General features: G+C 53.4%; 11 protein-coding genes. All 11 read left to right on the top strand.

Annotated elements, in window-relative coordinates; translation table 11 throughout:
* The first annotated feature begins 179 nt into the window (after positions 1-179).
* Positions 180-2,732, top strand: a complete 2,553-nt coding sequence (locus ACQ76X_RS26510; RefSeq protein ID WP_438496758.1) for a beta-mannosidase — start codon at positions 180-182, stop codon at positions 2,730-2,732.
* A gap of 27 nt (positions 2,733-2,759) precedes the next feature.
* Positions 2,760-4,916: an alpha-galactosidase gene (locus tag ACQ76X_RS26505; RefSeq protein WP_438496757.1), complete on the top strand. Its 2,157-nt coding sequence runs from the start codon at positions 2,760-2,762 to the stop codon at positions 4,914-4,916.
* A gap of 267 nt (positions 4,917-5,183) precedes the next feature.
* Positions 5,184-5,528 carry a hypothetical protein gene (locus ACQ76X_RS26500; protein ID WP_038586129.1) on the top strand — a complete coding sequence of 115 codons (345 nt, stop codon included), beginning with the start codon at positions 5,184-5,186 and terminating at the stop codon, positions 5,526-5,528.
* Positions 5,529-5,827: 299 nt separating this feature from the next.
* On the top strand, positions 5,828-6,913 hold the full coding sequence (locus tag ACQ76X_RS26495; protein WP_438496755.1) for an ABC transporter substrate-binding protein: 1,086 nt from the start codon (positions 5,828-5,830) through the stop codon (positions 6,911-6,913).
* Positions 6,914-6,915: 2 nt separating this feature from the next.
* Positions 6,916-7,878, top strand: coding sequence for a nucleoside hydrolase (locus tag ACQ76X_RS26490; protein ID WP_438496754.1), 963 nt, complete (start codon positions 6,916-6,918; stop codon positions 7,876-7,878).
* A gap of 3 nt (positions 7,879-7,881) precedes the next feature.
* Positions 7,882-8,703 carry an ABC transporter permease gene (locus ACQ76X_RS26485; protein WP_076110407.1) on the top strand — a complete coding sequence of 274 codons (822 nt, stop codon included), beginning with the start codon at positions 7,882-7,884 and terminating at the stop codon, positions 8,701-8,703.
* 4 nt (positions 8,704-8,707) lie between these two features.
* A complete protein-coding gene (locus ACQ76X_RS26480; protein WP_038586142.1) occupies positions 8,708-9,496 on the top strand; it encodes an ABC transporter permease in 789 nt (262 codons plus the stop codon).
* Between the two features lie 16 nt (positions 9,497-9,512).
* Positions 9,513-10,577 (top strand): ABC transporter ATP-binding protein, encoded by a 1,065-nt coding sequence (locus ACQ76X_RS26475; protein WP_438496753.1) that lies wholly within the window; start codon positions 9,513-9,515, stop codon positions 10,575-10,577.
* Between the two features lie 22 nt (positions 10,578-10,599).
* Positions 10,600-12,321, top strand: a complete 1,722-nt coding sequence (locus ACQ76X_RS26470) for an adenine deaminase (RefSeq protein ID WP_438496789.1) — start codon at positions 10,600-10,602, stop codon at positions 12,319-12,321.
* Positions 12,322-12,937: 616 nt separating this feature from the next.
* The gene (locus ACQ76X_RS26465; RefSeq protein ID WP_038586150.1) at positions 12,938-13,432 is read left to right on the top strand and encodes a CYTH domain-containing protein; all 495 of its coding nucleotides are present in this window, start codon (positions 12,938-12,940) and stop codon (positions 13,430-13,432) included.
* Between the two features lie 120 nt (positions 13,433-13,552).
* Complete coding sequence (gene thrC / locus ACQ76X_RS26460; protein WP_438496752.1) at positions 13,553-14,941, top strand: threonine synthase; 1,389 nt, start codon at positions 13,553-13,555, stop codon at positions 14,939-14,941.
* Positions 14,942-15,065 lie beyond the last annotated feature (124 nt).

The following is a 15,065-nucleotide window of genomic DNA, read 5'->3' as shown; positions in this document are numbered from 1 at the left end:
GTTTTGATGTTAGCGTTTACATTATCATTATAGCGTCATTGATTCCAGCATTAAATGTATTCAATTATTATTTATTGTCTTTATTTGTTTTCTTTCTGGGTTTATAATTACTTTGTTGCTAACAATAAGATAACAAAATATAATGAAACAAATGAATTTTGCTGAAATAGGGAGGACTTATGAAATCATATCATCTTGAATTGACAAACTGGGAATTTAGAGCCTGCGGTGATGAAACGTGGCTTCCGGCGGTTGTGCCGGGAACGGTGCACACGGATTTGCTCCACAATGGGCTTATTTCGCAGCCCTTTTATGGAAAGAACGAGCATGAGCTGCAATGGATCGACAAGAAGGACTGGGAGTACAGAAGCAAGCTTCGGCTGGAAGAAGAATGGCAGAGCCTGGCCATTACGGAATTGGTCTTTGCGGGCTTGGACACCTATGCCGATGTTTTTGTGAATAATGTGCATGCGCTTTCAGCAGACAACATGTTCCGGGCCTGGACTGTAAATGTCAAAGGGCTGCTGGTGGCCGGTGACAATGAAATTCTCGTGAAATTCCGTTCCGTAGTTAAGGAAGACCTGCCGAAGCTGGCGCAGCTGGGGTATGATCTGCCGGCGCCCAATGATCAATCAGAGCTGGGCGGACTGCAAGAACAGCGGATTAGCGTGTTTGCCCGCAAAGCGCCTTATCATTATGGCTGGGACTGGGGCCCGAGATTTCTTACCAGCGGAATCTGGCGGGAAGCGGTGCTGCAAGGCCGGGATGCCGCAGCCATTACGGATCTCTATATCCGCCAGAATGAAGTTAAGCGGGAAGAGGCGCGGCTTACAGCTGTCGTGGAGATTGAAGCTCCGCAAGCTTGCGAGGGAATGCTGCGGATCACGACTGCTAATGGACAGGAATGGATGCAAGCGGTTTCTGTTCCTTCCGGCAAGCACACTGTGGAGATGGATATTGTCGTTGACCAGCCGGAGTTATGGTGGTGCAATGGGCTGGGCACGCCTCATTTAACTACCTTCCGGGCAGAGCTGCTGGATAGCGCTACGGTATGGTCCAGTGCAGAAGTAACTACCGGGCTGCGGGAGATCAAGCTGATCCGCAAACCTGATGCGAAGGGCGCTTCATTCCAGTTTGAGCTGAACGGCGTCCCGGTATTCGCAAAGGGCTCCAACCATATTCCGAACGACAGCTTCACCACGGAAATAACGGAGGAACGTTACCGGCACGAGATTGCCACAGCAGTAGAGTCGAACATGAACATGCTGCGGGTGTGGGGCGGCGGAATTTATGAGGAGGAAGTTTTTTACCGGCTGTGCGATGAGTATGGGCTGCTGGTCTGGCAGGATTTCATGTTCGCCTGCAGCATGTACCCCGGAGATGAGCCTTTTCTTGAGAATGTACGGAAGGAAGCAGAATACAACGTACGCAGATTGCGCAATCATCCCAGCATCGCCCTATGGTGCGGCAATAATGAGATTGACTCCGCCTGGTCGCAATATGAGGATAACATGGGCTGGGGCTGGAAGGAAGGCTACAGCGCTGAGATCCGTGAGACGCTCTGGGGTTATTATGAAGAAATCTTCCACCGGATTCTGCCGGAAGCGGTAGCGGCTTATCATCCGGGTGCTGATTACTGGCCATCCTCTCCGCTTCGTGAACTTACTACTGATCAAGATCAGCATGCGACGCGAATCATGGGTGAGGGCGATATTCATTACTGGGGTGTATGGCACGGGATTGAGCCTTTTGAGAACTATAACGTCAAGGTAGGCCGCTTCATGAGCGAATACGGCTTCCAGTCCTTCCCTGAGCTAAAATCGGTGCTGAGCTACGCGGAGGAAGAGGATATGGAGCTGGAATCGGAAGTGATGCTGGCTCACCAGAAGAATGGACGGGGCAACCTGATCATTAAAGAGTATATGGACATCTACCTGCCGCAGCCGAAGGACTTCAGGTCATTCCTGTATATGAGTCAGATTCTTCAGGCAGAGGCGATGAGAATCGCTATTGAAAGCCACAGAAGAAACAAGCCGTATTGCATGGGAACGCTGTACTGGCAGATGAACGACTGCTGGCCGGTGGCTTCCTGGGCTGGCATGGATTACTACGGCCGCTGGAAGGCACTGCAATATACGGTGCGCAAAAGCTTCCAGGAAATTCTGCTCTCTATTGAAGAGATGGATGGGGAGAACCTGCAAGTGCATGCCGTTTCAGATCTTCAAAAGGCACTGGCTGGTGAACTGGTACTCCGGCTGTATGATTTCAGCGGCTTGCTATTGCGTGAATGGACACAGCCGGTCCAGCTGGAGGCCGATTCGGCGGCGGTGGTCTTCGCGGTGCCGACTGCGGAACTGCTGCAGGGCAACGATCCGAAGCAGGTGGTATTGGTGGCTTCTCTGCTGGCGGATGGCTCCCTACTGGAGCGCAAGGAGCATTACTTCGCTGCGGCAAAGGACAGCAAGCTGAACCGGCCGGTTCTTACGGTGACCGAGATTCCGGGCAGCCTGGACTTTGCGGTCAGCAGCGATGTGCTGGCCAGAGGGGTGTACCTGACGGCGGAAGAGGAAGGTATCTTCTCGGATAACTTCTTTGATCTGCTTCCGGGTGAGCCGAAGACGGTGCAGTTTATGCTGCGGGGCAATGGAGATCGGGACTTCATTCCCGCAGCGCCAAAGGGGCTTGAGATTCATTCGATGGCTGACTATGTGAAGGAAGATTACCTGGGGTAAAAAACAGTAGAGAGAAGGAACCGGACCATGGCAATTTGGGTACAGGAAGACAAGGGGATATTTCATTTACAGAGCAAGGGTATGAGTTATATTATCGGCATCTTCAATAACTATCCGATGCATGTCTATTGGGGTAAAAAGCTGCGCCATGACGGCAATCTGGGTGGTCTGCCGCATCTCGGGGCGGGCACCGGCCTGGACCGGCTTCCGCAGGAATACCCGCAGTACGGCACGGGAGATTTCCGTGTGCCGGCTTATCAGGTAAAGCTTGCGGACGGCACGCGGATTACTGAGCTGCAGTACACCGGATACCGTGTACTGCAGGGCAAGCCAACGCTCGCCGGACTTCCTTCCGTGTATGTGGAGTCCCCTGAAGAAGCAGATACGCTGGAAATTACGCTGCGTGATGATTACTCGTCGCTGAACGTTATTTTACGCTATACCGTATATCGTGACACGGATGTGATTGCCCGCTCGGTAGAATTTGTTAATGACGGCCAGGCGCCGCTTGACCTGCTGCGCGCGCTGAGCGCTTCCGTCGATTTCCCGGAGGACGGCCAGTTTGATCTGATCTACCTTTCCGGCGGCTGGTCGCGGGAAGCGAATCTGACCCGCAGACGCCTGGAGCAGGGTACTACCGCACTCCAGTCCCGCCGTGGAATGAGCAGCCATCAGCACAATCCGTTTGCCGCGCTGGCCAAGCCGGGTACAGACGAGCACCATGGCGAGGTATACGGCTTCTCGCTGGTCTACAGCGGCGGGTTTGCGGCTGAAGCGGAGGTGGATGCCTTTGGTTCGACCCGTCTCTGCATTGGGCTGAACCCTTTTGACTTCTCCTGGCATCTGGCTGCGGGAGAAAGCTTCCAGACTCCTGAAGTTGTTATGGTCTACTCGAATGAAGGCCTTGGGGGCATGTCACGGATTTATCACCGCCTGTACCGCACCCGTCTGGTAAGGGGGATGTACCGCGACAAGGAGCGGCCGATTCTGGTGAACAACTGGGAGGCAACCTATTTCAATTTCAATGCCGACAAGCTGGTGGAGATCGCCGCCGAAGGTTCGAAGCTGGGCATCGAGCTGTTTGTGCTCGATGACGGCTGGTTCGGCAAGCGCGATTCCGACAACTCCTCGCTTGGCGACTGGACCGAGGACCTGCGTAAGCTGCCGGGCGGACTGGCTGATGTGGCGAAGCGGGTCAACGACCTTGGTATGCAGTTCGGCCTGTGGGTGGAGCCGGAAATGATCTCGCCGGACAGCGAGCTGTACCGTGAGCATCCGGACTGGTGCCTCCATGTGCCGGGACGCCGCCGCACCGAAGCCCGCTGGCAGCTGGTGCTGGACTTTACCCGTGCGGAGGTCCGGGAGTACATCTACGATGCGCTGAGCAAGATCTTCTCCACCGTGCCGGTTGCTTATGTCAAATGGGACATGAACCGCAACCTGACGGAGATCGGCTCGGCTTGCCTGCCGGCTGAGCGCCAGGGAGAAACTGCCCACCGCTATGTGCTGGGGCTGTATGAGCTGATCGAGCGCCTGACGGCGGACTTCCCGCATATTCTCTTCGAGAGCTGCTCCAGCGGCGGCGGCCGCTTCGATCCGGGTCTGCTCTACTATATGCCGCAGACCTGGACCAGCGACGACACCGACGCCGCGGAACGTCTGAAGATCCAGTACGGCACCAGCCTGGTGTATCCGGTCAGTGCGATGGGCGCGCATGTCTCGGCGGTGCCGAATCACCAGGTTGGACGCGTCACGCCGCTGTCCTTCCGCGGGGATGTCGCTATGTCCGGCAACTTCGGCTATGAGCTCGACCTGACGAAGTTCACGGACGAGGAGAAGGAGCTGGTGAAAGAGCAGGTAGCTAATTATAAAGAAATTCGCGGCCTGGTGCAGCAGGGCAATCTGTACCGGCTGCAGAGCCCGTTCGAGGGCAACGAGACGGCCTGGATGTTCGTCTCGGACGATCAGCGCGAGGCGCTGGTCTATTACTTCCGGGTAATGGCCGTGCCTTACCCGCCACGCCGCAGCCTGCTGCTCAGCGGCCTGAACCCCGACTATGACTACACGCTTACAGACAGCGGTGAAGTATACGGCGGTGACCGGCTGATGCAGGCCGGGCTGGCGCTGCCGGACATCCAACAGGACTATGTGAGCGGATGTTTCCACTTAAAGGCACAAGCATAATTAGCATTTAGGAGAGCAGGAGAAGCCAGGAGGACTTGGCTTCTTTTGTTTTGTTTGGGGAATAATGCGGTGGAATGAGAGGTAGAAGTGCGTCTGAATTCGGCACATTTTTCTGAACATTGATCCGCTGAAAAGCGCTAATTGTTCGTGTTTAATGTAACTTTCATGTGAGTTATTGCTTTTTTGTTGCCGAAAATGCGATATTTATGTATAATAACAATTGCTATCGAAGGAATTGTACGATATTCTGTTTTCAAAGGTGGTTTCATGGCAGAACTGGAAAACAGCGAGCAGAAGAAGAAAATGTGCCAGATCTACAATGAGGTCTCTAAGGATTTGTTTGGTTTCGGGACGACCCTGCTCCGCGTTACTGTCGATCAGCGGGTCATTACCTTTCACGCCAAGCACCGCAGATCTCCCCGGTCGACCGCCCTGGAAGGCGAGGCGCCTGAACTTAAGCAGGAAGTAGATTTTCGGATGTCACTGCTGTTTAAGAAGAGATTCAAGGAAAGACTTGAAGCAGAAATGGGATTAACGATTGAGGTTCTGCTCAGGGATTACGACGCACCGACGGGGTGGGCCTTTACGAATATGATATTGGCCGGAGAATGACAGATTCAATATGATATCCGCGGATTTTCGTTTTTGATCTATCTTAAGCGAAGACCGTCCTTCTATTACGGGTAGCTCTTTGCTTTGTTTATACAAAGAAAAGTGTTCTTGTTCCTACAAGAATGCTTTTCTTTTTTTTATGAAAAAATAAGGGGAATCAAGATTTTACTACCAGCAGGAGGTGCTGCCAAACCGTTTTCCGCCAGAAGATCACTGGAATGAAGAGAACTGAAATTGCCGCAACTATAGGATGAAGACTGGATTTGTACAGCATATTACACTTGGGAGGTTATTTACTAATGAAAAAAATAATGAATGCGGGCCTTGCCCTTACACTGACTGCTGTGCTTGCTGCTTGCGGCAACAATACCTCGACGAACAACACAGGAACTAATAACGCAGCTGCACCCGAAGCGGCACAATCGGGCGAGCCTACGGAACTGGTTGTCTCCACCTGGGGCTTTTCGGAAGATTTCTTCAAGGAATCGGTCTATGCGCCGTTTGAGAAAGAGCACAATGTGAAAATCGTGGTGGAAATCGGCAACAACGCCGAGCGTCTGAATAAAATCCGTCAAGGCAGCTCCGATGTGGATGTCATTTATCTGTCGGACTATTATGCGCAGCAGGCAATTAATGAAGGGTTGTTCGAAACGATCGACAGCAGCAAGATTCCGAATCTCCAGAACCTTTATGATATCGCCAAAGCCCCGCTGGGTGCAGAATATGGTCCTGCGTACACGATCGGACGCCTGGGAATTGCCTATAATCCGGCACTGGTTAAAGGTGACGTAACCGGCTGGAGCGATCTGTGGACGAAGTTTGATAAAAACCTGGCGATGCCGGCAATTACAGCTACAGCAGGTCCAATGGTTGTAGATGCGGCATCTCTTGCGGCGGGCAATGCGGACTTCAACGAGGATACAGCATTCACGAAGCTGAAAGAGCTGGACAGTAATGTTGTTAAATACTACGGCCAGACTTCCGAGTATGTGAACATGTTCGGCCAGGAGGAAATTGCCGGCGGTCCGATTATGGAAATGTACTTCAAGGATCTGCAGGCTGCTGTGCCTGACGCCAAATTTATCGCACCGTCTGAAGGTGCTTATGCCGTAATGAATACAGTCAACGTCGTCAAAGACAGCAACAATAAAGAGCTTGCCGAAGAATTCATCAACTGGCAGCTGAGCGATGAAGTGCAGGCGGCATCCGCCAAAGCGAAGGTCGATTCCCCTGTCAATATGAACGTAATGCTGACACCTGAAGAAGCTGTGGGCGTAACGTACGGACCGGATGTCATCGGCAAGCTGCGCAAGCTGGATATGTCCTTCGTGAACGAGCACATTACAGAGTGGACGGACCGCTTCAACCGTGAGATTGGCGGCTAAGGATGACGGGGCGTAAAAAAGTCATTCTGGACGTAGATACAGGGGTGGATGACGCGCTGGCGATTATGCTGGCGGTGACGAGCGGACAGCTCGACATTCTTGGCATCACCACGGTCAGCGGCAACGTCTCACTGGATCAGGCAAGCCTGAACACCTGTAAAATTCTCCAGCTGCTTGGCGTGTCCGGGCAGATTCCGGTATACCGTGGAGCGGACAAGCCGCTGGCCCGCGAAGCGATTTTTGAGCACCGTGTGCACGGTGCGGATGGCATCGGTGGTGCATTGGGTGATATGCCGGTAACAAAGCAGGCGGAAGCAGAGCCTGCGGAAGACTTCATCATCCGCCAGGTGCTGACGCAGCCCGGCGAAATCACGCTGATCATGACCGCGCCGCTGACCAATCTGGCGCGCGCGCTGCAGAAATGCCCGGAGCTTACGCAGCATGCCGCCGAGGTAATCGTCATGGGCGGCGTGGTGCAGGGCTTCGGCAATATCACGCCGACGGCGGAATATAACATGTACGTCGATCCGGAGGCCGCGAAGCAGGTGCTGGCTGCCGGGTTCCCCCGGCTGACGCTGGTCGGGCTGGATGTGACCCGCCGTGCGCTGCTTAGCGCGGAGGACATTGCGAAGCTGCGCATTCCGGCGATCCGCGATTATGTGGAGCAGAGCACCTCCGGCTACCGGGAGCGTTATTATGAGCGCAACGGTGTACAGGCCTGTGCCCTGCATGATCCGCTGGCGGTTGGCGTGGCACTGAACCGCGGGTTCGTCACCGTGCACGATTATTATGTGGACGTGGAGACCCGCAGCGAGCTGTGCGACGGCCAGACCGTCTGCGATTTTCAGAACCGGCTGGGCAAGCCGGTAAATGCCGCTGTCTGCCTGGAGGTGGACGCGGCCGCTTTTCTGGAGTGTTTCATTGATAGCTTGAATCAAGAGCCGAAGAAGGACGGGAGTCATTAGAAAATGAAGAACAAAAGAGCAATGTATCTGCTGCTGCCGGGCCTCTTGTTCCTGGCGGCCTTCATGCTGGTCCCGATCACGCTGACCATTGCCTCCACTTTCGTGCAGGATGGGAGGCTGACGCTGGAAGGGTATCTGCATTTTTTCCGTGACGGGTACTTTAACCGCATCCTGCTGACTACGCTCCGGGTAAGTGTCGTGACCACGCTGGTCTGCATGCTGCTCGGGTATCCGGCGGCTTATTATATTTCGCGGGCAAGCGCACGGAAGAAGAGCCTTCTGCTGGCGCTGTCGATCTTCCCGCTGCTGACCAGTCCCGTGGTACGTTCCTTCAGCTGGATGATTATTCTCGGCAAAAAGGGGCTGATCAACTCCTTCCTGGTCAACACCGGGCTGATCGAGAAGCCCCTGGATATTCTCTATACGCCTACGGCAATGATGATCGGGCTGGTGCATTTATTCCTGCCGCTGATCATCATCACACTGCTGGGGGTCATGGAGAATCTGGACCATGAGCTGGTCCGGGCGGCGCGCAGTCTGGGCGCCTCTCCGTTTGCGGCGTTCCGCAAAATCACCTTCCCGCTGACAGTGCCGGGGCTGATCATCGGCGGAATTCTCGTCTTCGTCGGCAGTCTGACGGCCTATACCACGCCGGCGCTGCTCGGCGGTAAGGAACGGGTGGTCTCCACCTTCCTGTACCAGAATGCCATGACGCTGAATGACTGGCAGGCGGCTTCGGTTATTGCCGTAATTATGATCGTCATTACATTTGTGGTCGTGGGGCTGATGAACGTCTGGGCCAACCGATTAAATCCGAAGGGGTGAGAACATGAAGGAAGGAAACCGCGCGCTGTCGCTGTATACGCTGTTGGTCTTTATTTTTCTGCTGGGTCCGCTCATCATCATTTCCGTTACTTCCTTTGAGCCGGGCACAGTCCTGAAATTCCCCCCTGAGGGCTTTTCATTGAAGTGGTACAAAAATATCTTCGAGGTCAGCGCGTTCATGGAGACCTTCAAGACCTCGATTGTGATCTCGCTGCTCGGCAATCTGCTGGCGCTTCTCCTGGGTGTGCCTGCGGCCTACGCGCTGAGCAGATACCGGTTCCGCGGGCGGGATACGCTGAATGCGATTTTTCTGTCCCCCGTCCTGATTCCCGGCATTGTTCTGGGCTTCACGCTGCTGCGCTACCTGATTGTAGTATACGGGCTGCCAATTGTAGCCGGACTGTTAATCGGACATACGGTAATCATGCTGCCTTTTATTATCCGGGTGATTGCCTCGAGTCTGGAGAATTTCGATTTCGCTGTGGAAGAAGCGGCGCAGAGCCTGGGGGCTTCCAGATTGTACACATTCTTTAAAGTGGTCCTGCCCAATATCCGTTCCGGTATTCTGGCGGCCATTCTGATCGCTTTTCTGGAATCCTTCAACAATGTGGACATTTCCGTGTTCATGACCGGTCCGGGGATCAGTACCCTGCCGATTCAAATGCTGACCTATGTGCAAAATTACTTCGATCCCACCATTGCCGCGATTTCAGTCATTCTGATGGTGCTGACGGCGGCGCTGATGTTCGTCATTGAGCGTCTGATGGGATTCGCTTATTTTACCAAACGATAAACGGAGGCATAACGCAATGTCACTATTAAGTCTTGATCATGTATCGGTTGCGTATGACAACCGTTTGATCCTGGAGGATTTCAATCTGTCGCTGGCCAAGGGGCAACTTCTCTCGCTGCTCGGCCCCAGCGGCTGCGGCAAAACGACCACACTGCGGCTGATCGCCGGTTTTCTGAACGCGCAATCAGGAGCATTCATGTTCGGCGGGAAGGACTATACCAAGATCCCCGTGGAAAAGCGGAATTTCGGCTTTGTGTTTCAGAGCTACGCGCTGTTCCCGCACCTGTCAGTCTATGACAATGTGGCGTTCGGCCTCCGGCTGCGCAAGCTGAAGGAAGCGGAGGTTAAGAAGCGGGTTACCCGGATGCTGGAAATTGTCAGCCTTGGCGGCTTTGAGAAAAGACTGCCCGCTGCCCTTTCCGGCGGACAACGCCAACGGGTAGCGATTGCCAGAGCGCTGGTCATCGAGCCGGACCTGCTCTTGTTCGACGAGCCGCTCAGCAACCTCGATGCCAATCTGCGGGTGAACATGCGGGTGGAAATCCGCCGCATCCAGCAGGAGCTGGGCATTACGACCGTCTATGTCTCCCATGACCAGGAGGAATGCTTCTCCATCTCCGATCAGGTAGCCGTGATGAATAATGGCAAGATCGAGCAGCTCGACAAGCCATCGGCGATCTTCAAGTACCCGGCCAGTGAATTTGTGGCCCGGTTTATCGGGTTCGGAAACTTCATTTCCTTTGAGGGCAGGAATGACGAGGGAGCGGATATCGAGCTCAGCCGGGGAGCGCTGAAGTTCCTGGCAGCCAAACGGCCGGGTGGGGAAGGCAATACCGGATTACTTGGTGCCATCCGCCCTGACGATCTGCAGCTGCTCGGCACTGCGCCTGATCCAAACGCCGCCGGCAACACACTGCCTGGCACGGTGCAGATCAGCACGTATCTCGGCCGCAGCTATCAATACCAGGTGGAGACGGAGCTGGGTGTATTCACCGTTAATCAGGAAATGGAGCAGCCTTTCATTCAAGGACAGCAGGTTACGGTTTATTTTCCAAAAGAGAAGCTGGTGCTGGTGCAGTAGCGCTTCATAAGGAGCATACATGATGATTACAGATCAACTTATACTGAACGCTAAAGTGTACAACAGTTACTATAAACGGTTCGAGACGGCGAATGTCGCCGTGAAGGAGGGGCGTTTCCTCTATGTGGGGGCGCTCGGCGCGGAGACGTTCACAGCTGGGGAAGTCATTCAGGCGGAAGGCCGGTATATGGTGCCAGGCCTGATTGATATCCATCTGCATATCGAGAGCACAATGATTACGCCGGAGACCTTCTCTTACGGTATTCTGCAGCATGGGGTAACTACAATTGTTCCAGAACCGCATGAAATGGCCAATGTATTCGGCGTAGAGGGTGTACATGAGATGATCCGGGCCAGCCGGGACTGTCAGGTGGACATGTTCTACGCGATTCCAAGCTCGGTGCCGGCGACTCCGCTGGAGACGACGGGCGGCTCGATTGAAATTGCCGATATCGACGAGCTGATGGAGACGGAGCAGATGATCTGTCTGGGCGAAGTGATGAATTATGTTGATGTCATCCGCGACCCTGATTGCAAAAGCAACCGTATCATCCAGCATGTCCGCAGCCGTTATCCCGGTCTTGTCATCGAGGGGCATACGCCGAAGCTGCTGGACCTTGATCTGCACCGCCTGATCTATGCCGGGATTGATTCGGATCACACCCACCAGAGCATTGAAGGGCTGACCGCACGGATTGCAGCGGGGATGTTCATTGAGATTCAGGAGAAATCGATGACCCCGGATGTGATGGAGTATCTGATCAGCCATGCGGTCAGCGAGCATTTCTGCTTCGTGACCGATGATGTGATGACCGATTCCCTGGTGCAGACCGGGCACCTTGACCATCTGGTACGTAAAGCCATCGCCATGGGCATGGCACCGGAGGATGCAGTCTATGCGGCCACCTTTACCCCGGCCCGGCGGATGAAGATGGCTGACCGCGGCGTGATCGCCCCGAACAAAGCCGCCGATTATGTGCTGCTGTCGGATCTGGCCAGCTTCGCTATCGAAAAGGTCTACAAACGGGGCACCCAGGTCTACGACCGCATGCAGCCGCTGCCTCAGGCGGAGCGGGGGCCGCGGTTCCCGGCCCATTTCTACCGCAGCGTGCAGTTGGCTCCATTGGCTGCAAGCGACTTCGCGGTGTCATCAGAGCTGGCGGACGGCCGCTATGGCTGCCGGGTGATGATGGTCAACAACGTGTCCACGTTTACCGAAGAGAAGCACTCTGCGGCTGAGGTTAAGGGCGGCCAGCTGCAGTGGCAGGAAAGCGGCTATGGCCTGATTGCCACCTTTGAGCGTTATGGCAAAAACGGCAACCGCGCCTACGGCCTGATCGGCGGCGACACGATTAAACGCGGCGCCATTGCGACTACGTATTCGCATGACAATCACAATCTGCTCGTCGTAGGTCATAACCCTGAGGACATGATCCTGGCGGCGAATAGAGTGATAGCTGCACAAGGCGGCTTCTGCGTCGTATGTGATGGCGAGGTGCTCGCATTGCTGGAGCTGCCGGTTGGCGGTATTTTGACCGAAGCACCGCTTGCAGAGACGGCTGAGCGTGTGCTCGCGCTGCGGACGGCGATGGAATCGCTGGGTTATAATCATTACAACCCGATTATGTCGATCAGCACCCATTCGCTCCCTGTCAGTCCTGCACTCAAAATCACGGACCACGGCCTGATTGATGTCGGCGCCGGACGGGTGGTACCGCTGCTGTTTCCGCTTGGGGAAGAGTAGCCGCTGCTAGATGCAGCGGTAAAGTCATTGAGACAAGAAGACGGGGTATCCCAGCAGGGGATGCCCCGTCTTCTTGTGAATACTGAATCTAACGTCTGTATGCTGCAACGAGGCATCTCTGCTGATATAGCTCCTAGCTCATAATAGCTCAAAATCGGCGGCTGCTCACCAGCGCCAAGCTCACAGAAGTACATAATTGCATTTACTGCAATTAAAAAGAGCTGCAGCGGTCTATTTTCAGCGATAATTGCATTTCGTACACTTAAAAAGGACAGTAAGCTTACTTTTCCTGGTATCGGCGATATTTAACTGTACAAAGTGCAATTATATTTTGATTAACGCTGATATGCGCCTTTTTAGTTGCACGAAGTGCAGTTATGATGTGGCAAGGTTCTAATTCTTTTATGGAGCAACAGCCGTACCAGCTCAATAAGCAACCTTTCAGGCAGAAACGCGGACTCAGCAAAAATGGTTTTAGCATAAGCATATGCTGGCTACTCGCACCGGCTTTTTCCCATAAGATTCGGCTTTTGCGATTGACTTGCGTATGACACGACCCTATGATGATTAATAATATAAAATATAAGCGGAACTGGAAGAGGAGAGAGCGAACAGCATGGCTATGGAAATTGAACGCAAGTTTCTGCTGCCGGAATATCCGGAGCGGCTTATAGAGGACGGACAGCTTACGGTACTCACCCGGCACAGCATAGATCAGACCTATCTCGCGATTGAAGACGGGCAGGAACTGCGGGTGCGCAAAATTACCGATTTGGATTCAGGAGAGGTTACCTTTACACATACCTTCAAGGATGGCAAAGGGATCAGCCGCCAGGAGATTGAATATTACATCTCGGAAGGAATCTATAATCAGATGATTGATGCGGTTAAGGCTATTCCGCTGGTCAAAACCCGGATTACCGGCGTATGGAACGGTACTACGGTGGAAATTGATCTCTACACCCAGTTGGAGCTTACGGTGCTTGAGGTTGAATTTGATTCGCTGGAGGAAGCGGAAAGCTTCGCCGCCCCGGACTGGTTCGGCGAGGATGTCAGCGTAGAGAAGAAGTACAGCAACAAAACCGTCTGGAAGCAGCTGCAGAATAAATAGTGCAGCCGGTTCAGCCCTGATTTTTTATCGCAAAAGTTGACACATAAATAACGGACTTTAACGCTTAAACGTGTTACTATATAGGTTAAATAAAGAGGGGTTCAGGAGGATGAGACAGGTATGGAGTATATAAGCACAAGAGGAAATGTGGAAGCCAGAGGCTTTATTGATACAGTTCTGATGGGGCTTGCGGATGATGGAGGGCTGATGGTCCCTTCTAAGATCCCGGTGATTTCCCCGGAAACGCTGGAAGAGTGGAGAAGCCTCAGCTTCCAGGAGCTGTTCCTGGAGATTTTCTCCTACTATACCAACGACGAAATTCCCTATGACGATCTAAAAGAAATGGTATACACCAGCTACGGAAATTTCCGTGCGCCGGAGGTTACGCCACTACGCAAGATTAACGATTCGCTACATGTGCTGGAGCTGTTTCATGGTCCTACGTTTGCTTTCAAGGATGTGGCGCTGCAGTTTATGGGTGAGCTGTATTCCTATATCTCCAAGGTGCGGGGCGAGATCATCCATATCCTCGGCGCAACCTCGGGCGATACCGGAGCGGCAGCCATTCAAGGCGTTCGCGGCAAGGAAGGGATCAAGATCTGCATCCTGCATCCGCATGGCAAAGTAAGCAAGGTACAGGAGCTGCAAATGACGACGGTGGATGACAGCAATGTGCTGAACCTGTCCGTAGAAGGCAACTTCGACGATTGCCAGAAGGTAATTAAGGAGCTGTTCGCAGATCTGGATTTCAAGGGGCGTTATCATTTGCGGGCGATTAACTCCATTAACTTTGTGCGTATCCTGGCCCAGACCGTTTATTATTTCTATGCCTATCTGCAAATTGAAGGCAGTGACGAGAAGAAGATCAATATCAGCGTGCCTTCCGGCAACTTCGGCAACATCTTTTCAGGCTATTTGGCTAAAAAGATGGGCCTGCCGATCAACAAGCTGATTATCGCGACCAACGAAAACAACATTCTTGAACGGTTCGTGCTGACCGGCGAATACAAGCCAGGCAGCTTTACGGGCACTTACAGCCCGTCGATGGACATCCAGGTGGCGAGCAATTTCGAACGTTATCTGTATTATCTGTTGGATGAAGATGCAGTGAAGCTGTCTGCATATATGTCACAGCTGCAAACAGACGGCAAAATTACGGTGGACGGCGAGCTGTTCAACCAGGTGCAGGCTGATTTTGCCGCGCTTGGGGTCAAGAACCAGCAATGCCTCGATACCATCGGCAAATATGAGCAGGAATACGGCTATCTGCTGGATCCGCATACAGCCTGCGGCATCGCGGCTTATGAGGCCTTCAGCGGTCCTGGAGAAACGGCCATTACCTTTGCAACGGCGCATCCGGCCAAATTCGACGAAGCGATTGCCCTGACCGGTATCAAGCAGGACTTCCCGGCGCAGATTTCGGCCTTGTTTGAGAAGCCGCAGCATATGACGGTAGTCGAGCATGACAAGGCGGAGATTGTACGGCAGCTGCAGGCTTTTTACGGATAAACAAGCCAGCTGCTGGCTGAACTAGACACCTTTGATTCATATAAACGCCAAGAGCCCCTTTCTTCAACAGAAGAAGGGGGCTCTTGGTGTTCTTAAAATATAAGAATTTATATGCTTCACGCTA

The sequence above is a fragment of the Paenibacillus sp. IHBB 3054 genome, from assembly GCF_051594305.1.
Lineage (GTDB): Bacteria > Bacillota > Bacilli > Paenibacillales > Paenibacillaceae > Paenibacillus_AQ.
Note: the sequence above shows the minus strand (reverse complement) of the source record. Positions and strands in the feature narration are given on the sequence as shown.

Coding starts and splice junctions, on each gene's coding strand:
- ACQ76X_RS26505 (WP_438496757.1), top strand. CDS start 2,760: ATGGCAATTTGGGTACAGGAAGACAAGGGGATATTTCATTTACAGAGC.
- ACQ76X_RS26480 (WP_038586142.1), top strand. CDS start 8,708: ATGAAGGAAGGAAACCGCGCGCTGTCGCTGTATACGCTGTTGGTCTTT.
- ACQ76X_RS26495 (WP_438496755.1), top strand. CDS start 5,828: ATGAAAAAAATAATGAATGCGGGCCTTGCCCTTACACTGACTGCTGTG.
- ACQ76X_RS26475 (WP_438496753.1), top strand. CDS start 9,513: ATGTCACTATTAAGTCTTGATCATGTATCGGTTGCGTATGACAACCGT.
- ACQ76X_RS26485 (WP_076110407.1), top strand. CDS start 7,882: ATGAAGAACAAAAGAGCAATGTATCTGCTGCTGCCGGGCCTCTTGTTC.
- ACQ76X_RS26465 (WP_038586150.1), top strand. CDS start 12,938: ATGGCTATGGAAATTGAACGCAAGTTTCTGCTGCCGGAATATCCGGAG.
- ACQ76X_RS26490 (WP_438496754.1), top strand. CDS start 6,916: ATGACGGGGCGTAAAAAAGTCATTCTGGACGTAGATACAGGGGTGGAT.
- ACQ76X_RS26470 (WP_438496789.1), top strand. CDS start 10,600: ATGATTACAGATCAACTTATACTGAACGCTAAAGTGTACAACAGTTAC.
- ACQ76X_RS26510 (WP_438496758.1), top strand. CDS start 180: ATGAAATCATATCATCTTGAATTGACAAACTGGGAATTTAGAGCCTGC.
- ACQ76X_RS26500 (WP_038586129.1), top strand. CDS start 5,184: ATGGCAGAACTGGAAAACAGCGAGCAGAAGAAGAAAATGTGCCAGATC.
- thrC (WP_438496752.1), top strand. CDS start 13,553: ATGGAGTATATAAGCACAAGAGGAAATGTGGAAGCCAGAGGCTTTATT.